This is a genomic window from Aeromonas sanarellii (genome assembly GCF_000820085.1).
GTDB lineage: Bacteria > Pseudomonadota > Gammaproteobacteria > Enterobacterales > Aeromonadaceae > Aeromonas > Aeromonas sanarellii.
Window position 1 is genome coordinate 35448 of sequence record NZ_CDBN01000053.1, and the last position, 26929, is coordinate 62376.

Consider the following 26929-nt stretch of genomic DNA (forward strand, 5'->3'; position numbering starts at 1 on the left):
GGGAGAGCCGCCGATGCGCGCATCGCTGAGAGAGAAGATGATCCAGGTTTGCCAGAAGAAAATCGCGCAGAAGGGGGAGGAGGTCGGCGTCTCCTTCTATGCGTTTTTCGCCAACAGGAATGATGATCCCGATCTGCTGATGGAGGCCGCGACCTGGTGGATCCAGACCCATCGACTAGACCACTTCGAGAAGGCGAGGAAGATAATCAGGCTGGTTGAGAGCATGGAATGACGGTGCGATGAGACAGGAAGGGCTTCTGACAAGAAGCCCTTCCTTCGTCAGTCCCGGCGTCTGGCCTCACTCGGCCTGCGCCAGTTCCCTCGAGCGGCGGGAGAAGATCAGGGTGTCCAGCAACCAGATGACCACCATGGAGGCACCGACCAGGGGGAAGGCGGCTCCGAGCAGCACCAGCACGGCGATGGCACCGCGCATGGGGGGCAGACTGGCGGGCCGGGGGGGCGCGGCGAGTCGGCCTGTCGGGCGGCGGCGCCACCAGATCCAGAGCCCGCTTGCCGAGCTTGCCAGGATCATCAGGCAGATGAGGAGCATGACGAGCTGGTGAGGCCAGCCATACATCTTGCCCATGTGCAGCATGACGCCGGTCTCCACCGTCTTGGCGACCGGGCCGTAATCCTGCCAGCGCACGTCCGCCAGCACCTTGCCGCTGTACTGGTCGATGTGCAGGGTGGCGTCGTTGCGGGGATCGTCGGCAAAGACAGCGATGGTGTAAACTCCGTGCTCGCCGGTCGGCGGTGTGATGCTGTAGCCCGGGGTGACCCGGCGCTCCCTGGCGATCTCCACCACCTGCTGCAGCGGGATGCGGTGGCTGGCCATCACCATGCCCTCGTGGCCGCCGCCATGGTTCATGGCGCCGTGGTCGTGGCTCTCGGGCTTGGGTTGGGAGCTCGGCATGGGCAGGGTCTCTGCCCCCCAGGGCACGGTCTGCTCATGGGCATGGTTGAGGCTGCGGGTCAGGGGGGCGGATTTGGGCACCTCGTTCCACATGGCCGCGGGGAAGCGGTTCCAGAGGTTGGCGAACTGATCCCCCCAGAAGCCGGTCCAGGTCATGCCGCTCAAGAGCAGCAGCAACAGGAAGCCCGCCCCCCAGAAGCCGACCACGGCGTGCAGATCGCGCCACCAGAGGCGTCCCTTCTGGTTCGCCCTGGGCCAGAGGATGCCGCCCACCCCAGGACCCTTGCGCGGCCACCAGAGATAGAGGCCGCTGACGAGCAACACTATTCCCCAGCCGGCGGCCAGCTCTATCAGGCGATCCCCCGTGGTGCCGATCAGCAGATCGGCGTGCAGGGCCCGCGCCACCGCCTGCAGGTTCCACTGGTTATCCTGGGTGCCGAGCAGGGCGCCGCTGGCGGGATCCATGAACAGGGTCAACTCATGACCCTGCTGGCGGACGATAAACTGGGCGCTCTGATCCGGGGCCGCGGGGGGCAGGTACTTGCTCAGGCTGGCGTCCGGCATGGCCATCATCGCCTTGGCCAGCAACTGGTCTGCGCTCCGGGTCTGAGTGCTGGGGGCCACCTTCATCAGCTCGGGGTACATCAGATTGTCGAGCTGGGGCTTGAACAGATACACCATGCCGGTGAGGGAGAGCAGGATCAGAAAGGGGGCGACGAAGAGCCCGGCATAGAAGTGCCAGCGCCAGATCCTCTGGTAGTGGTTCGCATCTCGGGTTTTCATCTCGGATCCTTGCGGCAAGGGCAAACATTGCAGTTAGTGGAAGGTTTGTCGGCGCGGATGATAGCAGCAACGTTTTGTTAACTGCAACAGAACATGGCACGGGCGTCGCCGGGGGGCAGAAAGGCGAAACACATGGGGGATTGTGGCCGGGCGGGCGTGGTCGAGAGCGCGGGACTGCCGCCGCCAAAATGGACTTTCAGCAGATAAATCCTTACCTTGTTGCAACATGCCACCCTCTGGGTGAAGTCGGGAAGGATCCAAGGAAGGAGACTGGCGTGACGTTGAAACCACACGGCCATTTCGAGATGCAGCGACGGGGGCAGGTGCTGATCTGCCGTCCGAGCGGCCCCTTCAATCTGGCGGGGGCCATGGCCTATGAGGCGCAGTTCAGCCAGCAGATCGCCAGCCTGCATGCCGCGCCCTGGGGCATAGTCGAGGTGGCGACCGAGTTCGAGGCGGCCGGGCCCGAGGTGCTGGCGCGCTTTCGCCGCCAGTTTGGCTGGTGTGCCACCCACGGCTGTGCCTTTCTGGCGGTGGTGGTGACGGGCGGGTTCAAGCGCTATCTGGCGGATCGGGTCTTTCACGAGTTGCCGTTTCAGGGGATCCGCTACTTCGAGCAGACTGACGAGGCGCTGCTCTGGCTGGAACAGCAGCTGGCCGAGCTTGTCTGAACGACATCAATGGAGTGGCGAACGAGCCCCTTCAGCGGATTAACTCAACGTGATAAACCACTTGTCCCGCTCGTCGAGACAGTCGGGCTCACCCATCTCGAATTCGCGGCAGATCAGCGGGCGTACCTCGTAGATGCGGCACATCATGGTGTTCCGGTCGAGCGCCGCGCACCAGCCATCTTCCAGCCGGTGCATCACCGGCACCTCGCCTTCCCGCTCTTCGACATAGCGGTCCGGCACGCCAGTATCGGTAAACAGCATCACCTCGAGGCGGCAGCAGCACGCCTCGCAGTTCTGGCAGCTTACTTCGGGAGTTGTCCGGGTCATGGCACCTGCCTCGCCGTCATGGGCACGGAAGAATAGGAAACAGGCGCCGGTGCGGCGCCTGTGGTCTGAACCTTAGCCCAGTTTGCGGGCACGGTAGCTGCGCCCCTTGATCTTGCCTTCCTGCAGTCGCTTGAGCGCCGCCTTGGCCGCGCCCTGTCTGACCGCGACGTAGGAGTACTGCTCGGCGATCTGGATCTTGCCGACGTCGGCCCCGGCAATGCCGCCTTCGCCGGTCAGGGCGCCCAGGATGTCGCCGGCGCGCACCTTGCTCTTGCGGCCCGCGTCGATGGAGAGGGTCACCATCTGCGGCGCGATCGGCTTGATCTCGCGGCCTATCCCGTCGAGATCGCCAAGCGGCATCGGCGCTTTCTGGTACTCCTCGATAAAGTTGACGCGCTGGGCCTCGTTGGGCTGGTAGAGGCTCAGGGCCAGGCCCTGCTGACCGGCGCGACCGGTGCGGCCGATGCGGTGCACATGCACTTCCGGGTCGTAGGTCAGCTCGTAGTTGATGACGGCGCCCAGCTCCTTGATGTCGAGCCCGCGGGCGGCCACGTCGGTGGCCACCAGTATGGTGGCGCTGCCGTTGGCGAAGCGCACCAGCACCTGATCCCGCTCCCGCTGCTCCAGATCGCCGTTCAGCGCCAGCGCCGAGAAGCCCTTGGCGGCCAGATGGTCGGCCACCTCGTTGCAGGCGCGCTTGGTGTTGCAGAACACCACGCAGGAGCCCGGCTGATAGTGGCTCAGCAGCCAGGTGAGCGCGTCCAGGCGTTGGCCGGCCGGCACTTCGTACAGCGTCTGCGCGATGGCGCTCTCTTCATGGAGCGACTCCACGCTCACCTCGACCGGGTTGCGCTGCACGCCGCGGCTCATCCGGGCGATCCCCTCCGGATAGGTGGCGGAGAAGAGCAGGGTCTGACGCTCGTGCGGGGCATAGCTGATGACACGGTTGATGTCCTCGCCAAAGCCCATGTCCAGCATGCGGTCCGCCTCGTCCAGCACCAGGGTCTGGAGGCCATCCAGATCCAGGGTACCCTGCTCCAGGTGCTTGAGGATCCGGCCCGGGGTGCCGACGGCGATGTGGGCACCGAAGCCTAGGGTGGCCGATTGCGGGGCGGTCGGGGTGCCGCCGCACAGGGTCACCAGCTTGACGTTGGGCAGGGTGCGGGCGAGGCGGCGGATCTCGGTGGCCACCTGATCCGCCAGTTCGCGGGTCGGGCAGAGCACCAGGGCCTGTACCTCGAGCCGGTTGACGTCGAGGCGGGAGAGCAGGCCGAGGCCGAAGGCGGCTGTCTTGCCGCTGCCGGTTTTTGCCTTGGCGATCAAGTCTTTGCCATCGAGTACCAGGGGCAGGCTCTGGGCCTGGATCGGGGTCATCTGCAGATAGCCCAGGCTGACGAGGTTCTCTTGCAGGGCGGGGGAGAGGGTGAGGCTGCTAAATTCGCTGTTGTTCACAAAAGGACTCTATATCGGAGAAAACGGGCTGCGCCGGGCGCAGGGGCGCGCATTGTACCAGAATCCCCCGCCGGATGTGGCGCAAATTTGAGCGACAGTGCGGGAGCCTGCCTTCCCGCCCCGGCAGGGGAGTCTGGGCTGCCAGCCGGGCAGGGATCATGCGAGTCACCGTTCCGCTGTCGTGGAAATAGGTTGATGGCGCCGTCATCATTCATTGCAAATAAGATAAACGTTTGTCATTTCGCCTTGATTAAATAAAGCGGTCGTAAATTTGACAGGTTGGCTGCGACGCCACTGTGCGAATTTTAAAGGGATGTAATGCGGCTGTGAAAATAAGCCTTTAATGTGAAGTGGATTATTTTTAAGTAATTGTTTTATAATGATTTAATTGTTTTGTGGACGATGGATTAATACCGGCGAAATTGTTTAATTAATTTAAAAACGTTTGTATTATCCTGCATGCATATTTTTACCGCGGATTGTGATGGCTATCAGATTTTTAAATGTGCAAATGTCTATGATGGCGCCGGTCAAAAATTACAATTCACTCAGGTGCTACAGGTATGGAATACGTTCACTTTGTGCTCGGACTCGTGATGGTCCTGGCTCTGGCGTTGCTGGCAAACCGCCGCAACTGGAAACAGATCAAGCCGCGCTACATCGGTCAACTGCTGGTGGTCGAGCTGGCGCTCGCCTGGTTCATGCTGAACTCCGAAGTGGGTCTGGCCGTCATCGGCGGGTTCGCCGCCGGTTTCACCAAGCTGATGGAGTTTGCCAAGCAGGGGACCGACTTCGTGTTCGGCGGCCTGATGAACGAGGGGGCCTTCTCCTTCTTCCTGATGGTGCTGATGCCCATCGTCTTCATCTCCGTGCTGATCGGCATCCTGCAGTACATCCGCCTGCTGCCCATCGTCATTCGCGGCATCGGCACCGTGCTGGCCAAGATCAACGGCATGGGCAAGCTGGAGTCCTTCAACGCCATCAGCTCCATGATCGTCGGCCAGTCCGAGAACTTCATCGCGCTGAAAAACGTGCTGCCGCACCTGAACGAGAAGCAGATGTACACCCTGGCGGCGACCGCCATGTCCACCGTCTCCATGTCCATCGTCGGTGCCTACATGCAGATGATCGAGCCGCGCTACGTGGTGGCGGCCCTGGTGCTCAACATGTTCAGCACCTTCATCGTGCTGTCGCTGATCAACCCCTACGAGCCGGACAATACCGTGACCGACGCCAAGGCGCTGGCCGAGGGTGACGAGCACCACACCCCGAAGAAGGAGAACTTCTTCGAGATGCTGGGCGAATACATCATGGCCGGTTTCACCGTGGCGGTCATCGTCGGTGCCATGCTGGTGGGCTTCATCGCCCTGATCGCCCTCATCAACTTCCTGTTCGAGGCGGCATTTGGGGTCAACTTCCAGCACGTCATGGGCTACATCTTCTACCCCATCGCCTGGATCCTGGGCATCCCGAGCGGTGAGGCGCTGCAGGCCGGCTCCATCATGGCGACCAAGCTGGTGACCAACGAGTTCGTGGCCATGATGGATCTCGGCAAGATCGCCGCCGAGCTCTCCCCGCGTACCGTCGGCATGCTCTCCATCTTCATGGTGTCGTTCGCCAACTTCAGCTCCATCGGCATCATCGCCGGTGCGGTGAAGGCGCTGAACGAAGAAAAGGGCAACATGGTCTCCCGCTTCGGCCTGAAGCTGGTCTACGGCTCCACCCTGGTGAGCCTGCTCTCCGCCGTCATCGCCGGTGTGATGCTCTAACTCATCCCTCCGCGCTCGCGCTGACAACCCCCTGCCTCGGCAGGGGGTTGTTTTTTGGGCGTCTGGCGGTCTCAGGCCGTCCACAAGGGGCAGGGCCTGGCCCTGTCAGACGGCGTGGGGCAGGGGTCAGAGCTTGCCCCTGACCAGCCACTTGTCCAGCGCATTGGCGAAGCGCTGCTTGTCGGCGGCGTTGAGGGGGGCGGGGCCGCCGGTCTGAACCCCGGCTGAGCGCAGTTCTTCCATGAAGTTGCGCATGCCGAGGCGCGCCTTGATGGTTTCGCGGGTGTAGATCTCGCCGCGGGGGTTGAGCGCCTCGCCCCCGGCATCGATCACCCAGGAGGCGAGGGGGATGTCGCCGGTGATCACCAGGTCGCCGGGTTTGACCTGCTGGGCGATGACATGATCCGCCACATCGAACCCCTTCTCCACCTGCTGGGTCTTGATGAAGGGGGAGGGGGGCACCCGCAACCCCTGGTTCGCCACCAGGGTGGTGACGACCTGGGCGCGGTGGGCGGCGCGGTAGAGGATCTCCTTGATTGGGAGCGGGCAGGCATCGGCATCAACCCAGATGGGCATGGCATGGTTTCCTGTGTCTGAGGCGAGGCGGCATCTTAGCACGGCCGGTGCGGGGCGGCTGCCCCGGGGCTGAGTCGGGCCCGGCTTTGGTGTAAGCTGGGCCGATGACCATGAGCGAGAAGGACGTGTGGATGGATCGGGTGCCCAGTGACGTGATTTATGGCCTGACCCTGGATGGCAAGGGAGGCATGCAGCCGCTGGCGGCGGGCAGCGAGATTCCGGCAGCCCAGCCCGGCTGGCTGCATCTGGATTACGGCAACCCGGAGGCCGCGCGCTGGCTGCTGCAGACCCCCTTGCTGGGGGAGGCGGCGCGCGAGGCCCTGCTCGGCCAGAGCAACAGGCCCAAGCTGGTGCGGATGGGGGAGACGGTGCTGCTGATCCTGCGGGGCATCAACCACAACAAGGATCACAGACCCGAAGAGATGGTGGCGCTGCGCATCTACATCACGCCGGATCTCATCATCAGCAGTCGCCGCCGTCCGCTGCTCTCCGAGAAGGACGTGTTCGAGCAGTTGACGCTGGGGGGAGGCGCCGACTCCCCCGCCGACTGGCTGGTGGAGATCTGCGATGCCCTGACCGACAGGGCCGGGGAATTCGTCGAGGAGCTGCACGATCAGATCCTGGATCTGGAGGAGATGGTGCTGATGCGCGATCTGCCCCCCAATGGCCGGCTGGCACGGATCCGCAAGCAGCTCATCATGATCCGCCGCTACCTCTCCCCCCAGCGGGATCTGGTAGCGCGCCTGGCTAACGAGAAGATCAGCTGGCTGGACGAGGATGACAGGCGGCGCCTGCTCGACATCGCCGATCGGTTGCGGCGCTGGCTTGACGATCTGGATGCCGGCGTGGCGCGCACCGCCGTGCTGGCGGACGAGATCAACAACCTGATGGCGGAGGCGACCAACCGCCGCGCCTACCAGATGTCGGTGATGGCGCTGCTGTTCCTGCCCGCCAGCTTCCTGACCGGCCTGTTCGGCATCAACCTGGGGGGCATGCCGGGGGCCGAGAGCCCGACCGCCTTCTGGGTCTTCTGTGGTTCCCTGCTGGCGCTGGCGACCGGACTCGCGGTCTGGCTCAAGCACAGGCGCTGGTGGTAAGGAGTGAACATGACGACATGGGAATCTTTTGGCTGGACCCTGCTGTTGCTGCTGGGTCACACCCTGATCCGCGGCCTCATCCACAAGAGCCTGATGGCCCTTGGCCAGAGCCGGCAGGTGAGCGAGAACCGGGTGATCTACGTGGAGCACGTGTTCCACTTCCTGCTCGGCTGCGCCACCCTGCTGATCCTGGCGGGGGTCTGGGGGCTCGACTTCTCCCGGCTGGTGGTGCTCGCCTCCTCCTTCTTCGCGGTGCTCGGCGTCGCCATGGTGGCCCAGTGGTCGATCCTCTCCAACATCACCGCCAGCATCACCATCTTCTTCGCCTTCCCCTACAAGATCGGCGACCGGATCCGCATCCTGGACAAGGACGATTCCGTCACCGGCGTCATCACCGAGATCGGCCTCTTCTATGTGCGGGTGCGGGATGACAACGGCGATCTGGTCACCTACCCGGCCAACCTTATCCTGCAAAAGCCGGTCAGGCGGCTGGAGGGCAAGGAGGTTGAACCCCTGCAACCGGAATGAAGAAGGCTCCCGCGGGATCCTTCTGCTGGTCGGGGGCTCAACGCTCGAAGAAGCGGTAGAGGTGTTCGACCTGGATGGGGCAATCGGCCACCAGATGGATGTGGTCGCGAGCCTCCTCGGTGGAGGAGAAACTCATGGGACACCCCAGGGTATCCGTCATCACGTAGAGATGGCCGTCCTGCCCCCGAAACTCCACGATCCAGCCGGGCGCGATGATGTCGTGCATGATCTCCGCCTCCCTGAACCTGTGCTGCTGGTGAAGCGCACGCAATTCGCTGACTGTCATGACATCCTCCTGTGACTCATGGCGCCACCCTCAAGTCTAGCTCGCAGCCAAGGATGCGGCCCCTTCATCCCGCCTCCCTGGGCGGTTGCAGGGCGATCAGCAGCTCCTCTGCCAGGGGGGCGACGGGACCGGTGACGACCCTGGGCCTGCCCCTGGCATCCAGCACGAACAGGGGGATGGCGCCCGGATTGGCGTCCTGGTACTGGCCCCAGTCAAAGGCGTCGCTCAGCCTGGTGGCCCTGATCTGGCCGCCCCGGCTCAGCAGGCCGCTCAGGCGGGCGAAATTGACGTCGGGGCCGAACAGGTGCTGGCGGGCGCGGAAGGTGGCGCTCTCCCGGTTCGCCTTGCCATGCTGCTCGCTGGAGCGCAGGGAGTGGACCTTCTCCTCCCCGTAGAGGTGGGCGAAGTGCAGCACGCCGAGGGCGTTGTTGTGGCGGTTGGGGGAGAGGGCGAGCACCGTATTGATGCTGGTGAGGGGCAGGTGCAGCTCGGCGTGCTCCGACTGCGGGTTGCCGAAATAGCAGGGCAGACCGCTCATGCGGGCCAGCTTGCAGTGCTCCCAGGCCGGATCCGAGAGATGGACGGGGATGCCCTGATCCGCCAGCGCCCGGCCTATGGCGCGGGCCACCGAGTTGGCGCCGATCAGCAGCCAGATGTTGGGCGCGCTCTGGCGCATGCCGAGCAGCCGGGCCAGGGGGGTGGCCGTCAGGCTCTGCAGCACCACGGTGAAGATGATGACGGCAAACACCAGGGGCACCAGCTTGTCGGCATCCGCGATGCCGGCCTGGTGCAGGCTGATGGCGAAGGAGGCGCTGACCGCCGCCGCCACTATGCCGCGGGGCGCTATCCAGCCGAGCAGGGCCCGCGCCCGCCAGGGGAGATCGGAGCCCCAGGTCGAGACCAGGATGCAGAGCGGGCGGGCGACGAACTGCACCACGCACAGCAGCGCCAGCACCATGGGGCCGAGCTGCCAGAGCTGGGCCAGATCGAGGCGGGCCGCCAGCAGGATGAAGAGGGAGGAGATGAGGATGACGGCAAGGTCCTCCTTGAAGGCGAGCACCTCCTCCAGATCCAGCCCCTCCTGATTGGCGAGCCAGATGCCGAACACGGTCACCGCCAGCAGGCCGGACTCGTGGCTGAGCCAGTCAGACAGGGTGAAGGTGACCAGCACCAGCGCCAGCACACCGAACTTGTGCAGGCTGACCGGCAACCAGTCCTTGCGGATCAGCAGGGTAGTGAGCCAGCCGGCGGCCGCCCCCATCAGGGAGCCGACCCCCACCGTCTTGGCCAGCGCCAGCAGGGTGTGGCTGAGCACGTCGCTCTGGCTGCCGAGGCGCACCGCCTCGAATACCAGCACCGCGAACAGGGCGCCGATGGGGTCGATGACGATCCCCTCCCAGCGCAGGATCTTGTCCACCTCCCGCACCGGCCGGATCACGTTGAGCATGGGGGCGACCACGGTGGGGCCGGTGACCACCAGCACGGCGCCGAGCACCATGGCGACCCGCCAGTCCAGCCCGAGCAGGAAGTAGCTGGCGACACCGATGACGGCGAAGCTGGCCAGCATGCCCACCGAACAGAGGTTGCGCACCACCTTGCCGATCCCCTTGAGTTCGGTCAGGTGCAGGGTCAGCGCCCCTTCGAACAGGATGATGGCGACCGAGAGGGAGACCAGGGGAAACAGCAGCTCCCCCAGCAACAGATCCGGGTCGAGCGCGCCCGTGATCGGACCGAGCAGCAGGCCGCTCAGCAGCAGGAACAGGATGGCGGGGACGCGCAGCGACCAGGCGAGCCACTGGGCCAGCAGGGAGATCAGGGCGATCCCGGCGAGGGAGAGTGCAATCATGCCAACCTCGGACAGATGATGGGGTTGGACCTAGTGTAGCGGGGAGGGCAAATTGACACCCTGTGGGTGGGCCCTCAGCGGACGGTCCCGATCAGATGGGACTCTCTTTGTGGAGCTCGGTGACACAGTCGGTCACCGCCAGCACCAGGGCCGAGCGCACCATCTGATCGAGCCGGTTGAGCTGCATCTGGTAGAGGGGCCAGTCCTCCTCGTTGGCCGGCGGATCCTGCGGCATCATGCTGCCCTGATTGATGCCATGGAGGCGAGCCAGCAGATCCCGGATCGGCTTGTCGCTGAAGCGGTAATCCTTGGGATCGCGCACCAGAAAATCGCGGATCTTCAGGTAGGCCTCGAGATCCTGATAGCGCTCGAGGGAGATGAGGCCGAGGGCGAAGATGAGCTTGAGGCGCACCTCCAGCTGGCCGAGGGGGCCGCTCTGGTTGAGCAGGGGCTCGATGGCGTATTTGACGGCATACTCCTCCTGGCGAAAGGCTCGCCGCATCAGGGAGTCGACCGCCTCTTCCAGGATGGTCACGACCTCGAGAAAGAAGCCGCGGGGGCCGTCCTGCTCGTTCAGTCGCTCCAGTACATCATCTTCCTGGTGTGTGGTCATAGGTCTCTAGGGTCCGGCTGACAGGGGGAGAGCCAGGCTCTTCCCCGGTTTTATCGTATGGGGTGCCTCACTGGCCGGTCTGCGCTGACCGGCGGCGGTGAAGGCACCCCATAGGGTCACTTCAAGTTGTTGTAGCGGGCGACTATGGTGCGCACGACATCGCTGTTTTCATCCAGGCCGGTCACCCTGGCCAGGGCCCGGGCCGGACCGAGCTCGGCCAGCAGCGTCTGCAGCTCCACCGCCTGGGGATCGTCGGCATTGTGGTAGTGCAGCGCCGCCGCTATGCCCTCCTGCAGGTGATCGCTCGGCAGGCCGTACTCCAGGGTGCCGAGCAGCGGCTTCACCAGCCTGTCCCCTGCCGACAGCTTGCGCAGTGGCTGGCGGCCGACCCGGTCAATCTCGTCCACCAGATAGGGGTTGGCGAAGCGGGCCAGGATCTTCTCGATGTAGGCGGCGTGCAGGCGCGGGTCGAAACCGTAGCGTTTCACCAGCACGGCCCCGCTCTCCTCCATGGCGCGGCGCACCTTGCTGCGGATCAGCGGATCCTCGATCGCCTCGCGGATGGTGCCATAGCCCCTGAGCTTGCCGAGGTAGGCGGTGACGATGTGGCCGGTATTGAGGGTGAACAGCTTGCGCTCGACGAAGGCCATCAGGTTGTCGGTGGGCTCCATGCCCGCCACCTGGGGCAGCTCCCCCTTGAACTGGGTTTGGTCGACGATCCACTCGCTGAAACTCTCCACCGTCACTTCCAGCGGGTCGTCGTTGGCTGCGGCGGGCGGGACTATGCGATCCACCGCCGAGTCGACGAAGCCGACACAGTTTTCGAGGGTGGCATGATACGCGACCGGCAGATACTTGAGTACCTCCTGCTTGAGGTGGCTGGTGCCGCGCACCATGTTCTCGCAGGCGATGACGTTGAGCGGGGTCAGGTTGCCGGCATCGAAGCGGGCCTGCAGCCCCTTGGCCAGGGTGCTGGCAATCTTGTCCAGGATGTTGGGGCCGACCGCGGTGGTCACCAGATCGGCGGTGATGATGCGGGCGATCACCTCGTGGCCGGCGGAACTGACCGCCGCCACGTTGCGCACCACGTCCAGCTTCTGATCCGTGCCCACCACGTGCACCTTGTACTCCTGGCGGTGGTTGAGCTGATCGATCAGGGTTTCGTTGACGTCGGCGAAGGTGACCTGGTGGCTGGCGTCCGCCAGCAGTTTGCCGATGAAGCCACGACCTATGTTGCCGGCACCAAAATGCAATGTTTTCATGATATTAACCTCTATAACCAAAGACGATGACGGATGATTACGCGGCCTGCTCGGCCCCCAGCAGATCCAGGAACTCCTGGGGATCCTGGGTGCTGGCCAGACGGTCGACGAGACCGGGTTCGTCCAGTGCATTGGTCAGGCGGGTTATGACCTGTATGTGTTCATCGTTGCGGGCGGCAATGCCGATGACCAGGCGCGCCACCTCGTCGGCGCCCTCGCCGAAGGCGACCCCGGCCGGGTACTGGCAGATGACGATGCCGGTGCGCTTGACGTGCTCCTTGGCGGCTATGGTGCCGTGGGGCACGGCGATGGACTCGCCGAGGTAGGTGGAGACCAGCTTCTCCCGCTCCAGCATGGCGTCGACATAGTCCGGTGCCACGTAGCCGCGCTCGGCCAGCAACCTGCCGGCGGCCAGGATGGCGGCCTCCTTGTTGTCGGCCTTGAGGCCCAGATGCACGTCCTGCAGGCTCAGGGTGAAGACCTCGCTGGCTTGCGGCTCGTAGCTGTCGTCGTTGGCCGCCACCAGCAGCTGCGGGTTGGCCACGTCGTCGTTGGCCGCGTTGGCCAGGGTGAGGTTCTGCACCAGCTCCTGATAGAGGGCATTGTCGAGGAAGTTGGAGAGGGAGATGTGACGGGCGTGCGGCGCGTGGCGACGGGCACGGTCGGTCAGATCCTTGTGGGTGATGACCAGATCCACCTGATCGTCCAGGTTGTTGATGGCACGGTTGGTGACACTGATGTCGAGGCCGGCGGCCTGCACCCGCTTGCGCAGCATGCCGGCACCCATGGCGCTGGAACCCATGCCCGCATCGCAGGCAACGACGATGTTGCGCACCGCAGTGAGCTCGGCACCCGGCTTCTTGGCCGCGGTGGTCTCGGGCTTGGCACCCTTCATGGCCTTCATCTTGCGGGTGGCTTCACCCAGGGCATCGGCCTCGTCGGCCTCCGGCTGCTGGGCACGGACGAACACGGCGGCGACCAGGAAGGAGACGGTGGCGGCGGCGATGATGGAGAGCAGCACCCCGATCAGGGAGGCTTTCGGCGTCATCAGCAACACGGCGAAGATGGAGCCCGGCGAGGCGGGGGAGACCAGGCCTGCGTTGAACAGGGTCAGGGTGAAGACCCCGGTCATGCCGCCGGCGATCACCGCCAGGATGAGGCGCGGGTTCATCAGCACGTAGGGGAAGTAGATCTCGTGGATGCCGCCGAAGAAGTGGATGATGGAGGCTCCGGCAGCGGACTGCTTGGCGGCACCGCGACCGAACACCATGTAGGCCAGCAGCACGCCGAGGCCCGGGCCCGGGTTGGCTTCAATCAGGAAGAAGATGGAGCGGCCCTGTTCGGTGGCCTGCTGGATGCCCAGTGGCGAGAAGATGCCGTGGTTGATGGCGTTGTTCAGGAACAGGATCTTGGCCGGCTCGACGAAGATGGAGGTGAGCGGCAGCAGGCCGTGGGCGACCAGGAAGTCGACGCCGCCGGCCAGGGCACCGGAGAGCACCTTGACGAAGGGACCGATCACGAAGAAGGCGAGGATGGCCAGCAGCATGCCGATGATGCCGGCGGAGAAGTTGTTCACCAGCATCTCGAAGCCGCTCTTGACGCGACCCTCCATCGCCTTGTCGAAGCGCTTGATGGCCCAGCCACCGAGCGGGCCGACCATCATGGCGCCCATGAACATGGGGATGTCGGTCCCCACGATGACGCCCATGGTGGTGATGGCACCGACCACGGCGCCCCGGTCACCCCCGATCAGCTTGCCGCCGGTGTAGCCGATGAGCAGGGGCAGCAGGTAGGTGATCATGGGGCCGACCAGCTTGGCCAGCGTCTCGTTCGGCAGCCAGCCGGTGGGGATGAAGAGGGCGGTGATGAAGCCCCAGGCGATGAAGGCGCCTATGTTGGGCATGACCATATTGGACAGGAAGCGTCCAAAATTCTGTATCTTGACTTTGGTATCCGGTGATAACATGTCGGGACCCCGTTTTAAGCCTGTGTGATTAAGGGTGGTAGTGGGGATGGTCGGTTTTGCAGAACCCCATCCCTGTCGTCTAAGCAACTTCAATCTACCAGCTTGTAATCAAATTAGGCTGAAAACGGGGGGTATTGTGACCCGCGTCTCAAATACCCCGACCTCCCCCCTCCATACATAGTGATGTCGATCACAATCAATCGCCGTATTTCGGTTACATTTCGATCTCCTCGCCTTTTCTCTCCGATTTTTTGTGATGTGAATCTCGTTTTGTTGTTTGCGCAAACCATGTGTCAATGTGATTCTCGTCACATAATGATGATTTGTACTCGATTGAGGCATGACTTGTGTCATCCAATTGACAAGCTGCAACGATTGATCAGGCTCTATCACCCATTATTCATCGATGAATCAATGATTCTGTAACCCACTTTCAGTTTTCGCCGCCGGGGGGATCGCCTCCGGCATGACTCCTCCTGTTTCCTTCCTTCGTGCTTCCCGACGCTTCCCGTGGCTGCCATTCCCTTCCTGGCGGCATGGCAAAATGCGGGCGTTCGGCTGCGCCTTCCTCCTGGTGTGGTCCGTCTCTGCGGCGCGCCCATGAAAAAGCCCGCGGGAAGCGGGCTTTTTCGGGACAAGGCTGGCTGCGGGTTTATTCCGCCTTGGGGGCCTCGGCGGTCGGCGCCGCCTCTGCTTCGCTGGCCGGTGCCACCGGCGCCGGGCCCGGCACCAGAGCCACCGCCGGCTTGGCGATGAGGGAGCGGGTCTCTTCCACCGCCTCGGTCAGCTTCACCTCGATGATCTGACCGAGCTCGTAGACCACCTCGGTCTTGTCCAGATAGACGCGGCCGTTGTCCCAGTTGCACTCCAGCCTGTCCTTGTTGTCCAGGATGTGGCGGGCGGGCATGAACACCACTGCGCCGTTCTCCTGCAGGCGCAGCTTGAGGCCGGCGCGCATCACGTCGATGATCTCGGCGTTGAACACCTTGTCGGTGCCCGCATCGGCCTTGAGGTAGCGGACATAGAGCCAGTCGCCGATGTCGCGCTCCACCATGCGGTGCAGGCGGCGGCAGGCGGTCAGGTGTTCGGTCAGCTCCAGGCTTGGGCGCTCACCCGGGGTCTTGCCAGCGATGACGGCCTTGAGCAGGCGATGGTTGACCATGTCGCCGTATTTGCGGATGGGGGAGGTCCAGGTGGCGTAGGCATCCAGCCCCAGGCCGTAGTGGGCCCCCGGCTCGGCGGACATCAGCGCATAGCTCTGGAAGCGGCGGATCTTGCCGTCCAGCCAGCGGGTGTCCAGGCCGTCGATCCAGCGGCGCAGGGCGCAGAAGCCGGAGAGACTCGCGATCTCTTCCTTCTCGAACGGGGCCTCGGCGCTCTTGAGCAGCTCGATGGCGCCGTCCAGGGACTCCTCGTCGAAGCCGGTGTGGACGTTGAAGATGCCGTAGCCGACCTGCTTGCCGAGCACGCGGCCGGCGCAGATGTTGGCGGCGATCATCGACTCTTCCACCATGCGGTTCGCGATGCGGCGCGGCTCCACGTGGATCGCCAGCACCTCGCCGTCCTCACCCAGCTCGAAGTCGTAGTCGGGTCTGTCCGGGAACACCAGGGCGTGCTCGGTGCGCCACTTGATGCGGGCCTCCGTCATCGCCTTCATCAGGGGCAGCTGGGCCAGCACACCTGCGTCGATGGCCAGCTCCTTGCCGTGTTCGGCCCAGTCGGAGACGTCGTCATAGCTGAGACGGGCGTGGGAGACGATGCGGGCGGCGAAGAACTCGGTCTCCTCCAGCAGCAGGCCGTCCTCGGCGATGAGCAGACGGGCGCACAGGGTGTTGCGCTCCTCGCCCTCCTTCAGGGAGCAGAGCTCGTCGGAGAGGGTGCGCGGGATCATGGGCACGTTGCGCCCCGGCATGTAGACGGTGAAGGCGCGCTGGGCGGCCTCCTTGTCCAGCTCGCTCCCCTCGGCCACGTAAGCGGTCGGGTCGGCGATGGCCACCAGCAGCTCCCAGCCGTTCTCCAGCTTGGTGATGGCCAGGGCATCGTCCATGTCCTTGGTCTTGGCACCGTCGATGGTGAAGAAGGGGATCTGGGTCAGATCGCGGCGAGGCAGTTCTTCCTCTTCGATCACCTTCCACTCCGGCAGGTCGGCCGGTTCAATCTGGGCCAGGTTGTGGCGCGCCAGCACTACCCACCAGGGCACGTTGTGATCTTCCTGGGTGGCGATGAGCTGGGTGATCTCGGCGGAGAAGTTGCCGTCCGAGAGGGCATGGCGCTTGAGGGTGGCAACCACCCAGTCCCCTTCCTTGAAGGACTTCTCGTCCAGCCCCTTCTTGGCGCGGGCCTTGATGGCGTCCTTGATGAGGGGGTGGTCCGGCACCACGTTGAGGCGGTCGCGGAACATCTTCACGCGGCCGACGAAGCGGGTCACCGCCTGCTCCAGCAGGGCATCGGGCTCCGCCACTTCCTTCTCTTTCTCGGTACGGATCAGGGCGCTCACCCGGTCGCCGTGCATCACCTTCTTCATGTAGGGAGGCGGCACGAAATAGCTGGTCTTCTCATCGACCTCCAGGAAGCCGAAGCCCCGATCGGAGGCGCGGATCACACCCTCTTTCTTGGGGATGTTTTCGCGGATTTGTTGCTTGAGCTGGGCCAGCAGCGGATTGTCTTGGAACATAAATGGGGAACCTGAGTGGAGACCTGATGGTTAATCGCCCAGCACTATACGTTTTTACCCCTCCAAAGCCAAGGTGAATGGCCCCCTCAGCGCGGTTGCAGTGCCCGGCGCCCCTGCTGGATCAGGCGTTGGGAGATCTGCTTGTGCAGCCCCCGCTCCAGCACCCAGCGGTGCCAGTAGAGTCGCTCGACCAGATGGTGGTCCGGGCTGAGATCGAGCAGGCTGCCCTCGGCCAGCTGGCGGCGGATCTGCAGCTCCGGGATGAGGCAACAGGCCAGCCCCTGCTCCGCCATGGCGACGAAGGCCTCGGAGGATCTCACCGTGTGGCAGGGGTAACCTCCCGGGGCCAGGGCGAAGTGACGGGCCATGAAGCTCACATGCATGTCGTCCCGTTGATCGAAGGCCACCGCCGGCGCCTTGGCGAGCGCCTCCGGGGTCAGGCCGCGGGGGAAGTGGCGGGCGACGAAGGCGGGGCTGGCGGTGAGCAGATAACGCATCTCGCCGAGCTCGTCGACGCAGCAACCAGCCAGGGGCTGGGGTTGCAGGCTGACGGCGCCGAACGCCTGCCCCTCGCGCACCCGGTCCAGGGTGCGGCTCTCGTCGTCCACCAGCAGGTTCAACTCGATGGGGTGCTGCTCCAGCAGCGGCGCCAGGGCGGGCAGGAACCAGGTGGCCAGGCTGTCGGCGTTGACGGCGATGCTGACCCGGATCGGTGCCTGGGGCTCGGCGGGGGAGAGCTCGCCTGCCAGCTCCAGCTCCAGCTGGTGCACCTGGCGGTAGTGGGCCAGCAGCTTCTGGCCGAGCGCGGTGGCCTGCAGCGGCTGGCTGCGGATGAGCAGGGGCTCGGCAAACTGCTGCTCCAGCTGCTTGATGCGCTGGGAGATGGCGGACTGGGTGATGTGCAGGCGCTGGGCGGCCCGCTCGAAGTTCTGCTCTTCCATCACCGCATCCAGCGCCAGCAGCAGCTTGTAGTCCAACGCCTTCATCAGCATTCCTTATGAACAAGAGGATTGAGCAAGAATGCTACTGGAGCGACGGCGGGAGGACAACCCGGCCGCGGATCGGGTAGTGGCCACCCCAGCAGGCAAGAGTCATCTATTGGGGTCTGGTAACGAGGGAAGATGAAGCAACCCGCTTGCTTGTGTGTGTCCAGAACGGGATGACGACCACTGGCCCAACGGTCTGAGGGAGACCCTGAAACATAGGCAGTCTCCGAGGCTGTGCGGCTTTAAGGCTCCCTCAGGCGCGACTCACATCATGGATGGGGCAGGGCTGCCCAGCGAAGTCGGGGTAGTTTCGAGCACCCTGCCTTGTCAGTGTCATCATCAATCTGGCCGTACGGTGTTCAGAGTGACCAGAGATTTTATATGCCTCTGCCGGATCAGTTCTGGGCGAACTCGAAGGCCTTGATCACCTGCTTGACCCCGCTGACGTGGCGTGCGATCTCCACGGCCTGATCCCCCTCCTGACGGGTCACCAGACCGATCAGGAACACCTCGCTGTTCTCGGTGACGACCTTGACCTTGGTGCTGTCGAAGTTCTTGGTCCCCAGCATGTCGGCCCTTACCTTGGAGGTGATCCAGGTGTCGTTGCTGCGCACCCCTATGCTGACCGGCTTGCCGAGACGCAGCTCGTTATAGACGTGGCGTACCCCTTCGATGCGGGCCACTATCTTGCCCGCCTCCTGCTTGTAAGCGTCAGAGGGTGTCTGGCCGACCAGCAGAACGCGGCCATTGTTGCTGTAGACGCTGATCTTGCTGGCCGCGCTCAGGGGCTTGTTGTCGGCCAGCAGATTGGCCGCCTTCAGCTCAATGGTCTGATCGTCCCACTGGGCGCCCAGGGTGCGACGATCCCCGGTCGCCTTGGCGGTACCGGCTGCACCGCCGACCACCACGGCTGCGCAGCCTTGCAGCAGCAGGGCGCCGGTCAGAAGGACAAATGCGAGAATGGGCTTCTTCATGGTTTCAGTCTTCCTGTTGCGGGAAAAGAGTCTGGTCGATGAGATCACACAGGCAGTGCAGGGTCAACAGATTCACTTCCAGAATGCGAGGGCGGCGGGCGGACGGCACGCGGATCTCCACGTCATTGGGTCCGAGCAGACCGGCGATTTCTCCCCCGTCTCCGCCACCCAGCACTATGATGGTCATGTCGCGGGAGAGGGCGGCCTCGGCGGCCTTGATCAGGCTGCGGCTGTTGCCCGTGGTGGTGATGACCACCAGGATGTCGCCGGGCTGACCCAGGGCCCGGATCTGCTTGGCATACACCTCTTCGAAACCGTGATCGGTGGCGATGGCGCTAATGGTAGCCATGTCGGGGGTCAGGGCCAGTCCGGGCAGAGAGGGGCGGGGCGTCTCATAGCAGTTGACCAGCTCGGAGATGAACAGCTGTGCCAGCGCGGAGGAGGGGCCATTGCCGCACGCCATCACCTTGTGGCCGTTGAGCAGGCAGATGGTCAGCATCTGTGCCGCCGTATGGATGGCGTCCGGCAGCGCCTCTGCGGCGGCGATCTTGGTCTGGATGCTCTCGGTGTAATTCTCTTTGATGGGGTCTGTCATGGGGTCCTCTTAAAACGCGTTCTGGATCCAGTCCGGCTGGTCACCCTCGAACGCGATCACATCGAATCGACAGGCCTGGCTGGCCTCGTTGATGGCATGTTGCTTGAAATAGTGGCGTGCGGCCAGCACGATCTTGTGCTGCTTGCGCCGGGTGACCGAGCTGGCGGCTCCGCCATGGCTGGCTTGAGCGCGATATCTGACCTCGACGAACACCAGGGTCTCCCCCTGGCGCATGACGAGGTCGATTTCACCACCGCGGCAGCGGTAGTTGCGGGCCACGGGTTGCAGGCCACGGGCCTGCAACCAGCGTTCCGCTACTTGCTCAAAGTGCTGTCCCTTGTTCGTCGCCGCCGATGGCAACAGGTTCAACCACTGCTGGTGCAGTTGTGCCAGTAGCCTCTTCATGGGTCGCGTCCTCCAGCTGGGGCACGGCGCTGTCGCTGACCAGCTGGCCATTCTGGTAGGTGGCCCAGTCCAGCATGCGCACTATGTTGCCCTGAGGATCCACGCTCAGCTGACCGCTCATGCCAGGTTGCTGCATGGCGTTCAGCTTGCGCATCTGTTGCAGGTTGCCAGCCAGGCCGACGGCATCGTAGCCGAGGGCGAACAGGCGCAGCAGGTCCCCCTGGGTTTGCGGCCAGAGCAGGGCAATCTGTTCACGTTGCTTCTCATAGCCGCCCAGCAACAGCGGCATCTCGGAGATGTGCATGCCGTTGAGCTCGGAGGCGACCTCGGTCGCGCCGCTGTCATAGCCGCGCGCGCTGCTGTAGATGGGCAGGCTGCCCATGGGATTGACCGAGATGTCCACATAGGGCTTGATCATCCGGGTTTCCAGGCTGTTGGCCACCACGTAGACGGCGTCTATGCTGCGCGGCGTCGCATCGGACAGCTGGACTATCTCCCCGGCACGGGCGGTGGAGCGGCCGCTCAGGGCGTTCTTGACCATGCCCTGCACCTCGTTGCGCGCGCCGAAGGTGGCAACCACGGGTTTCTCCTGGCTGACGCCGGCCCAGGCCTGCTCGAACGCCTTGATACTGCTGTAGCCGATCCGGCCTTGTGCGGCGATCAACAGCGGCTTGCGATAGCCCTGCCCATAGAGATACTGCGCGGCCTGGCTCGCATCGGCGGCGGCGGAGAGGGAGAAATAGAAGGTGTTGTCGTTGACGATGGGCTTGTCCAGCTCGTTCAGCGCCAGCACGGGCACGGTCGGGTTGGACTTGAGCAGATCCTCGACCTGATCCTTGAGCAGCGGGCCTATGATCATGTTGGCCCCTTCCTGGATCGCCTGCTTGTAGAGATCCCCCATCGCCTTGCCCTGGGTGTCGTAGAAGTTCAGGGTGAACTGCCCCTGATTCTCCTTGTAGGACATCAGCATGCCGTTGCGGATGGCGGCGCCCTGGGCTTCCAGATTGCCGGAGAGGGGCAGGAAGACGGCGACCTGCTGCAGGGGGCCTGCATCCGTGGTGGCGAGATCACCCAGGCCGGCCGGCATGTCGCTCTGGGCCGGATGGTTCGGGAAGGCTTGCTTCCAGCCGGCGAGCTGGCGGGCAAGCTGGCTCGGCTGGGCGCCGAATTCGTTCACCAGGGCGGCCAGTCGCAGCCAGCCGGTGGTGACGTCGGGGGCAGGCGCCTCTTCCAGAGCCTGCAGGGTGGAGGGAGTCATGCTCTTGAGCAGGGACCAGATCTGCTGATGGTTGGTGGCCAGTTCATTCTTGGCCAGGTAGGGCTCCAGCAGGATCAGCGACTTGGCGGCACCGAACTTGTTGTTGATGTCCAGTTGCAGCACCACGCGCTGGCGGTACCAGTCCTTCTGGGTATCGGCATCCAGCGCCACCTCGGGTTTGCCCTCCAGCAGGATCAGCGCCTGGTTGGCGTTGCCCTGGGCGAGCAGCAGGTGCGCCTGCAGCAGCTGCAGTTGCGCCTGCTGCTCCGGGCTCTGGGCCTGCTTCTGCAACTGCTGGTACAGGGCGGCAGCCGGCTTGGCCTGGCCGAGGGCCAGGTAGCTGCGCGCAGCCATCACCTGCCAGACGAAGGCTTCCGCCGGCTTGGCGGGCTCCACCTGCTCCAGATACCACTGGGCATTCTTGGTCAGATCCGAGAAGGCCGACGGCATGCCGGGCTGTCCGGAAGGTTGATTGGGCTCCGACGCACAGGCGGCAAGCAGGACTGCCGCGAGTAGGATGCCGAAGAGTCGTGATACACTTAGCTGCTTTGTAACCCGGTTCAAGTTCATTCCCCGACCAGTGTTGAAATTCTCCATAGTGTAAACGGGCCAATATGGCGACACAATTGTCGGGACGCTCGGAGATCCCATGAGTGACATCCCAACCCTGTATATAGTCCCCACCCCCATCGGCAATCTGGCGGATATCACCCAGCGAGCATTGGACACTCTGCGCCGCGTCGATCTGGTGGCCGCCGAGGATACCCGGCATACCGGCATCCTGCTCGGCCACTACCAGATCTCGGTGCCGACCTTCGCCCTGCACGATCACAACGAGCAGCAGAAGGCGGACGTGCTGATCGGCCGGATCAAGGAGGGCAAGAGCGTGGCCCTGGTCTCCGATGCGGGCACGCCCCTCATCAGCGACCCCGGTTATCATCTGGTCACCCGTTGTCGCGAGGCCGGGGTCAAGGTGGTGCCGCTGCCCGGCCCCTGCGCCGCCATCACGGCGCTCTCGGCGGCCGGCCTGCCCACCGACCGCTTCGCCTTCGAGGGTTTTCTGCCCGCCAAGGCCAAGGGGCGCGACGATCGCCTGCAGGCGGTGATCGAGGACACCCGCTCCCTGGTGTTCTACGAATCCCCGCGCCGGGTGCAGGAGACGGTGGAGGCCATCGCCCGTATCCTGGGGGAGCGCCAGGTGGTGGTGTGCCGCGAGCTGACCAAGACCTTCGAGTCCATTCACGGGCTGCCCGCCTCCGAGATGCTGGCCTGGCTCGGGGAAGACGAGAACCGCTGCCGCGGCGAGATCGTGCTGGTGGTGGCGGGGGCCAGAAAGGAAGAAGAGGAGCTGCCGGCGGAGGCGATCCGCACCCTGGGGCTGCTGGTGGCCGAGCTGCCGCTCAAGAAGGCGGCGGCCCTCACCGCCGAGATCCACGGGGTGAAGAAGAATGCCCTCTACAAGTACGGTCTCGAGCATCATTAATTGCCGTAATCGGGAATTGCCGGTTTACCCCGTCCGCTTCACGAGGCTATAATCCGCGCCTCGGAGTTGGCTGGGCAATCGCTGCTTCGTCGTTGTGTCCCTCGGGACAGACGGGCGGAGGGGAGGAAAGTCCGGGCTTCACAGGGCAGGGTGCCAGGTAACGCCTGGGGGGCGCGAGCCTACGACCAGTGCAACAGAGAGCAGACCGCCGATGGCCCGCAAGGGATCAGGTAAGGGTGAAAGGGTGCGGTAAGAGCGCACCGCGCGACTGGCAACAGTTCGTGGCACGGTAAACTCCACCCGAAGCAAGACCAAATAGGCCCCTATTGGCGCGGCCCGCGTTGGGGGCGGGTAGGTTGCTTGAGCCAGTGAGCGATTGCTGGCCTAGAGGAATGATTGCTACCCGGGGCAACCCGGTACAGAACCCGGCTTACAGGCCGACTCCGACCTCTTTCCCAAAGAGCCTTGCGCCTTCTCGCAAGGCTCTTTTTATTATTTGAGGAACAGCGGAACAATCATCCACGTTCTCGCCATAATAGCACTTGGTTTTGATGAGAGTGATATGCTTATAAATCATGCTGTTATGATTTACCTCATCGTAATGTTAGTGACTGGATTTCTCGCAGGACGGATGAGGTAAAAGCCTGCCCTTATATATCTACTTTGTTCATTTTCTAATTGTTCCCAATTTATCTCTTGCTTGTGAGCAGCAATAACTTGTGAAAAATCAATTCATTTAATCGGTCGCCTCCCCACGCTGCGTCAATATGTTTCCCCTGCCCGAGATCCTTGCTTGAAAAGCCTCCTGCTCGTCCTTAAACTTCATGGTGGAGAAAAGTGGATCAAAGTGGTTTTTATCGGGCGATTTGCCCCCCTTAACTCATTTTCAGGGACTGCAATTTGTTGCGTGGCGCTCACGCCATCAGCCTGGACAGCAAGGGCCGGTTGGCGATTCCGACCAAATTTCGTGATTGGCTGCGCGACGAGTGCGACGGCCAGCTGGTCTGCACCATCGACATCGCTCATCCCTGTCTGCTGCTGTATCCCCTGAACGAATGGGAAGAGATAGAGCGCAAGCTCAAGACCCTTTCCAGCACCAACCCGGCGGAACGCCGCCTGCAGCGTCTGCTGCTCGGCCACGCGGCCGAATGCGAACTGGATGGCAATGGCCGTCTGCTGCTGAGCCAGCCGCTGCGCAGCCATGCCGGGCTGGACAAGAAAGTCATGCTGGTGGGCCAGCTCAACAAGTTCGAGCTGTGGGATGAAGCCCGCTGGCAACAACAGATCAACGACGACATCCTGGGCCTGCCCGAGGACGACTGGGCAAGCTCACCACGACTACAGGATTTTTCTTTATAAATGACCCAAGCCGCTGAACACATCACAGTGCTGTTGCACGAAGCCGTCGAAGGGCTGGCCATCAAGCCGGACGGCATCTACGTCGACGGCACCTTTGGCCGGGGTGGTCACTCTCGTCTCATTCTCCAGCAGCTCGGCCCCAACGGCCGACTGATCGCCATCGATCGGGATCCCCAAGCCATCGCCGAGGCCGCGAAGATCCAGGATCCCCGTTTCGAGATCGTGCACGGCCCCTTCTCCGGCATCACCTCCTACCTGAGCGAGCGCGGCCTGCTGGGGAAGGTGGACGGCTTCCTGCTGGATCTCGGGGTCTCCTCCCCCCAGCTGGACGATGCCGAACGCGGCTTCAGCTTCATGAAGGACGGCCCCCTCGACATGCGGATGGACCCGACCACTGGCCAGAGCGCCGCCGAGTGGCTGGCCCGCGCCGATGTGGACGACATCGCCTGGGTGCTGAAGACCTTCGGCGAGGAGCGCTTCGCCAAGAAGATTGCTCGCGCCATAGTGCACGACAGGGTCACCGAGCCCTATGTGCGCACCCGCCAGCTGGCAGAGATGATCGCCCGGGTCAATCCGAGCAAGGAGAAGGGCAAGCACGCTGCCACCCGCAGCTTCCAGGCCATCCGCATCTACATCAACAGCGAGCTGGACGAGATCGAAACCGCGTTGAACGGCGCGCTAGAAGTCTTGGCTCCTCACGGCCGTCTCTCCGTCATCAGCTTCCACTCCCTGGAAGATCGGCTGGTGAAGCACTTCATCCGCAAGCACGAGAAAGGACCCGAGGTGCCCCACGGCATCCCGCTGACCGAGGCCCAGCTGGCCGGCGGTCGCAAGCTGAAGTCGGTCGGCAAGGCGCTCAAGCCTTCCGAGCATGAAGTCAATGAAAACACCCGATCCCGCAGCTCGGTGCTGCGGGTCGCAGAGCGGCTGGCGGAGTAAGCCATGAGCGAAGTGCGCGTTCACCTCGCCAGGGAGATCGTTGCGGATCTCTGGCGCCACAAGTTGCAGGTCGTGCTGACCATCGCAGTGCTGGTCACCGCCTTCGCGGTGATCCTGGTGACCAACATGACCCGGGGGCTGACGGCCAAGCAGAACGATCTGATGGCGGAAGAGGACAGGCTCAACATCGAGTGGCGCCACCTCTTGCTGGAGCAGGGCACCCTGGCCGAGCACTCCCGGGTGGCGAGCCTGGCCATGGACAAGTTGCAGATGGCTCGCCCGCTGGTGACCACCGAGAAGGTAATTACACAACCATGACACGCAAGGCCGCCACCAAGGCTCCGGCAAAGGACAAAGCCAAGGCGAAAGCACCGTCACTCTACCCCTGGCGCTTTCGCACCCTGGTTTTCTTCATCGGCATCGCATTTGCGGGGCTGATCCTGCGGCTGGCCTGGATCCAGGTGATCGATCCGGACAGGCTGCGCCAGGAGGGGGACATGCGCTCCCTGCGCACCACCTCCACCCAGGCGGTGCGCGGCATGATCACGGATCGCAACGGCGAGCAGCTGGCGGTCTCCGTGCCGGTCGAGGCCGTCTGGGCCGATCCCAAGACGGTGCACGAGTCCGGCGCCATCCACAACGAGCGCGCCTGGCTGGCGCTCTCCGCCGTGCTCAAGCTCGACATCAACACCCTCAAGCACCGCATCGCCAATCCGAGCAAGCGCTTCGTCTACCTGCAGCGGCAGGTGACGCCGGCGGTGGCGGAATACATCAAGGGCTTGAAACTTGGAGGCATCTATCTGCGCCCCGAGGCGCGCCGCTTCTATCCGACCGGCGAGATCAGCGCCCACCTGGTGGGGGTGACCAACATCGACGGCAGCGGCATCGAGGGGATCGAGCGCAGCTACAACGAGTGGCTGACCGCGACCCCTGGCGAGATGCGGGTGCGCAAGGACAGGCAGGGCCGCGTCATCGAGCGCCTGGGCCTGGTGAAAGAGGGCAAGCATGCCAACGATCTGCAGCTGAGCATCGATCAGCGGGTGCAGGCGCTGGCCTATCGCGCCCTCAAGCGGGCCACCGACGAGAACAAGGCGACCTCCGGCTCCATGGTGATGCTGGACGTGAAGACCGGCGAGGTGCTCGCCATGGTCAACACCCCCTCCTACAACCCGAACAACCGCGGCCAGTACCAGAGTTTCCGGGTGCGCAACCGGGTGGTCACCGACACCTACGAGCCTGGTTCGACCGTCAAGCCTTTGATTCTGTTGAGCGCCCTGCAGGCCGGCGTCACCAGCTGGAAGGATTTCATCCCGGGTGGGCCGCTCTTTATCGGGGCCAAGCAAATCCGTGACGTGAGCATCCACAAGGCGACCAACCTGTACGACATCCTGCGCTACTCCTCCAACATCGGCATGTCGCGCATCGCGCTGCGGATGCCAGCCCAGGAGATGATCAACACCCTCAGCATGGTGGGCTTCGGGATGGACACCGGCAGCGGCCTGATGGGGGAGAGCAGCGGCATGCTGCCCCAGCGTCGCCGCTGGTCCGACATCGAGCGGGCCACCCTGTCGTTCGGCTACGGCCTGCGGGTCACCCCGCTGCAGCTCGCCTCCGCCTACGCCACCCTGGCCAACAAGGGCAAGCGGGTGCCGCTCTCCATCATCAAGGTGACCAAGCCGCCCAAGGGCGAGCAGGTCATCGACCACAACAATGCGGCCGCCATGCTACATGCGCTGGAGTACGTGGTCAGCAACGCCATTCCCAAGGCCCAGATCCCGGGCTACCGGGTCGGCGGCAAGAGTGGTACCGCCAAGGTCGCCGTGGCGGGGGGCTATGGCAAGGATTACATGGCCTGGTTTGCCGGCTTCGCCCCGGCCAGCAATCCCCGCTTCGTCATGGTGGTGGTGATCAACGAGCCCAAGGGGGATGCCTACTACGGCGGCGCCGTGGCGACGCCGCCCTTTGCCGAGGCCATGGGGGGCGTGCTGCAGCTCTTCAACATCCGTCCCGACGCGATCCCGCCCGAGGTGCCCGCCAAGCTTGCCCGCACGGAGGCCACCAATGGCGCACCGCGTACTTGACGGGCATCCGGCTTTTTCCATCGGCCCCGCCGCTGTCGGGGCATTTTCCATGGTGCCCGTGTGCGCCCGCATTCCTGCATTTTCGG

General features: G+C 63.8%; 25 protein-coding genes and 1 other RNA gene. 11 read left to right on the forward strand and 15 right to left on the reverse strand.

The genetic code is table 11. The features are described 5' to 3' along the window. Window positions 1-13 precede the first annotated feature (13 nt). Window positions 14-232 carry a DUF6500 family protein gene (locus tag BN1132_RS11050; RefSeq protein ID WP_042077569.1) on the forward strand — a complete coding sequence of 73 codons (219 nt, stop codon included), beginning with the start codon at window positions 14-16 and terminating at the stop codon, window positions 230-232. 66 nt (window positions 233-298) lie between these two features. On the opposite strand, the gene BN1132_RS11055 is transcribed toward BN1132_RS11050, so the two are convergent. After that, on the reverse strand, window positions 299-1696 hold the full coding sequence (locus BN1132_RS11055; protein WP_042077571.1) for a PepSY-associated TM helix domain-containing protein: 1398 nt from the start codon (window positions 1694-1696) through the stop codon (window positions 299-301). Between the two features lie 275 nt (window positions 1697-1971). On the opposite strand from BN1132_RS11055, the gene BN1132_RS11060 reads away from it, so the two are divergent. Beyond that, the gene (locus tag BN1132_RS11060) at window positions 1972-2367 is read left to right on the forward strand and encodes a hypothetical protein (protein WP_042077572.1); all 396 of its coding nucleotides are present in this window, start codon (window positions 1972-1974) and stop codon (window positions 2365-2367) included. A gap of 39 nt (window positions 2368-2406) precedes the next feature. Here BN1132_RS11060 and BN1132_RS11065 read toward each other — a convergent pair whose 3' ends face one another. Together BN1132_RS11065 and dbpA are read right to left on the reverse strand one after the other, a co-directional pair. Beyond that, a complete protein-coding gene (locus BN1132_RS11065) occupies window positions 2407-2694 on the reverse strand; it encodes a YkgJ family cysteine cluster protein (protein ID WP_042077573.1) in 288 nt (95 codons plus the stop codon). A 72-nt stretch (window positions 2695-2766) separates the two neighbouring features. Next, a complete protein-coding gene (gene dbpA / locus BN1132_RS11070) occupies window positions 2767-4146 on the reverse strand; it encodes an ATP-dependent RNA helicase DbpA (protein ID WP_042077574.1) in 1380 nt (459 codons plus the stop codon). Window positions 4147-4709: 563 nt separating this feature from the next. Between dbpA and BN1132_RS11075 the strand changes: the two genes are divergently transcribed. Further along, complete coding sequence (locus BN1132_RS11075; RefSeq protein WP_042077575.1) at window positions 4710-5915, forward strand: NupC/NupG family nucleoside CNT transporter; 1206 nt, start codon at window positions 4710-4712, stop codon at window positions 5913-5915. A gap of 126 nt (window positions 5916-6041) precedes the next feature. Here the strand turns inward: BN1132_RS11075 and BN1132_RS11080 are convergent, their stop codons facing one another. Further along, window positions 6042-6491, reverse strand: coding sequence for a YaiI/YqxD family protein (locus tag BN1132_RS11080; protein ID WP_042077576.1), 450 nt, complete (start codon window positions 6489-6491; stop codon window positions 6042-6044). A gap of 104 nt (window positions 6492-6595) precedes the next feature. Between BN1132_RS11080 and zntB the strand changes: the two genes are divergently transcribed. Beyond that, window positions 6596-7588 (forward strand): zinc transporter ZntB, encoded by a 993-nt coding sequence (gene zntB / locus BN1132_RS11085; RefSeq protein ID WP_042077577.1) that lies wholly within the window; start codon window positions 6596-6598, stop codon window positions 7586-7588. 9 nt (window positions 7589-7597) lie between these two features. Next, entirely contained in the window at window positions 7598-8116 is a 519-nt protein-coding gene (locus tag BN1132_RS11090; RefSeq protein ID WP_042077578.1) for a mechanosensitive ion channel domain-containing protein, read from the forward strand. Between the two features lie 37 nt (window positions 8117-8153). On the opposite strand, the gene BN1132_RS11095 is transcribed toward BN1132_RS11090, so the two are convergent. From BN1132_RS11095 to BN1132_RS11145, 11 genes are all read right to left on the reverse strand, one after another. Then, window positions 8154-8402, reverse strand: coding sequence for a hypothetical protein (locus tag BN1132_RS11095; RefSeq protein ID WP_042077579.1), 249 nt, complete (start codon window positions 8400-8402; stop codon window positions 8154-8156). Window positions 8403-8466: 64 nt separating this feature from the next. After that, entirely contained in the window at window positions 8467-10248 is a 1782-nt protein-coding gene (locus tag BN1132_RS11100; protein ID WP_042077580.1) for a cation:proton antiporter, read from the reverse strand. 91 nt (window positions 10249-10339) lie between these two features. Further along, window positions 10340-10861: an MltR family transcriptional regulator gene (locus BN1132_RS11105; protein WP_042077582.1), complete on the reverse strand. Its 522-nt coding sequence runs from the start codon at window positions 10859-10861 to the stop codon at window positions 10340-10342. 116 nt (window positions 10862-10977) lie between these two features. Then, entirely contained in the window at window positions 10978-12123 is a 1146-nt protein-coding gene (locus BN1132_RS11110) for a mannitol-1-phosphate 5-dehydrogenase (RefSeq protein ID WP_042077583.1), read from the reverse strand. A gap of 37 nt (window positions 12124-12160) precedes the next feature. After that, entirely contained in the window at window positions 12161-14089 is a 1929-nt protein-coding gene (locus BN1132_RS11115) for a PTS mannitol transporter subunit IICBA (protein ID WP_042077585.1), read from the reverse strand. A 652-nt stretch (window positions 14090-14741) separates the two neighbouring features. Next, the gene (locus BN1132_RS11120) at window positions 14742-16763 is read right to left on the reverse strand and encodes an exoribonuclease II (RefSeq protein WP_042077587.1); all 2022 of its coding nucleotides are present in this window, start codon (window positions 16761-16763) and stop codon (window positions 14742-14744) included. Window positions 16764-16849: 86 nt separating this feature from the next. Further along, entirely contained in the window at window positions 16850-17749 is a 900-nt protein-coding gene (locus tag BN1132_RS11125) for a LysR family transcriptional regulator ArgP (RefSeq protein WP_042077589.1), read from the reverse strand. A gap of 395 nt (window positions 17750-18144) precedes the next feature. After that, window positions 18145-18723 (reverse strand): division/outer membrane stress-associated lipid-binding lipoprotein, encoded by a 579-nt coding sequence (gene dolP / locus BN1132_RS11130; protein WP_042077591.1) that lies wholly within the window; start codon window positions 18721-18723, stop codon window positions 18145-18147. A 4-nt stretch (window positions 18724-18727) separates the two neighbouring features. Then, window positions 18728-19318, reverse strand: a complete 591-nt coding sequence (locus BN1132_RS11135) for a D-sedoheptulose-7-phosphate isomerase (protein WP_010675848.1) — start codon at window positions 19316-19318, stop codon at window positions 18728-18730. 9 nt (window positions 19319-19327) lie between these two features. Continuing rightward, entirely contained in the window at window positions 19328-19723 is a 396-nt protein-coding gene (locus BN1132_RS11140) for a YraN family protein (RefSeq protein ID WP_084202835.1), read from the reverse strand. Further along, on the reverse strand, window positions 19641-21431 hold the full coding sequence (locus tag BN1132_RS11145; RefSeq protein WP_042077593.1) for a penicillin-binding protein activator: 1791 nt from the start codon (window positions 21429-21431) through the stop codon (window positions 19641-19643). The genes BN1132_RS11140 and BN1132_RS11145 overlap by 83 nt, the downstream gene beginning before the upstream one ends. Window positions 21432-21630: 199 nt before the next feature. Between BN1132_RS11145 and rsmI the strand changes: the two genes are divergently transcribed. The 6 genes from rsmI to BN1132_RS11170 all read left to right on the forward strand — a co-directional run bounded on the left by rsmI (window position 21631) and on the right by BN1132_RS11170 (window position 26843). Beyond that, a complete protein-coding gene (gene rsmI, locus BN1132_RS11150; protein ID WP_042077594.1) occupies window positions 21631-22464 on the forward strand; it encodes a 16S rRNA (cytidine(1402)-2'-O)-methyltransferase in 834 nt (277 codons plus the stop codon). Between the two features lie 62 nt (window positions 22465-22526). Then, window positions 22527-22913: RNase P RNA component class A (rnpB, locus tag BN1132_RS19190), an RNA gene on the forward strand. 451 nt (window positions 22914-23364) lie between these two features. Continuing rightward, window positions 23365-23823, forward strand: coding sequence for a division/cell wall cluster transcriptional repressor MraZ (mraZ, locus tag BN1132_RS11155; RefSeq protein WP_042077595.1), 459 nt, complete (start codon window positions 23365-23367; stop codon window positions 23821-23823). After that, entirely contained in the window at window positions 23824-24762 is a 939-nt protein-coding gene (gene rsmH / locus BN1132_RS11160; protein ID WP_042077597.1) for a 16S rRNA (cytosine(1402)-N(4))-methyltransferase RsmH, read from the forward strand. A 3-nt stretch (window positions 24763-24765) separates the two neighbouring features. Beyond that, window positions 24766-25080 (forward strand): cell division protein FtsL, encoded by a 315-nt coding sequence (ftsL, locus tag BN1132_RS11165; RefSeq protein ID WP_042077599.1) that lies wholly within the window; start codon window positions 24766-24768, stop codon window positions 25078-25080. Continuing rightward, window positions 25077-26843, forward strand: coding sequence for a penicillin-binding transpeptidase domain-containing protein (locus tag BN1132_RS11170; RefSeq protein WP_042077601.1), 1767 nt, complete (start codon window positions 25077-25079; stop codon window positions 26841-26843). The genes ftsL and BN1132_RS11170 overlap by 4 nt, the downstream gene beginning before the upstream one ends. The last annotated feature ends 86 nt before the right edge of the window (window positions 26844-26929 follow it).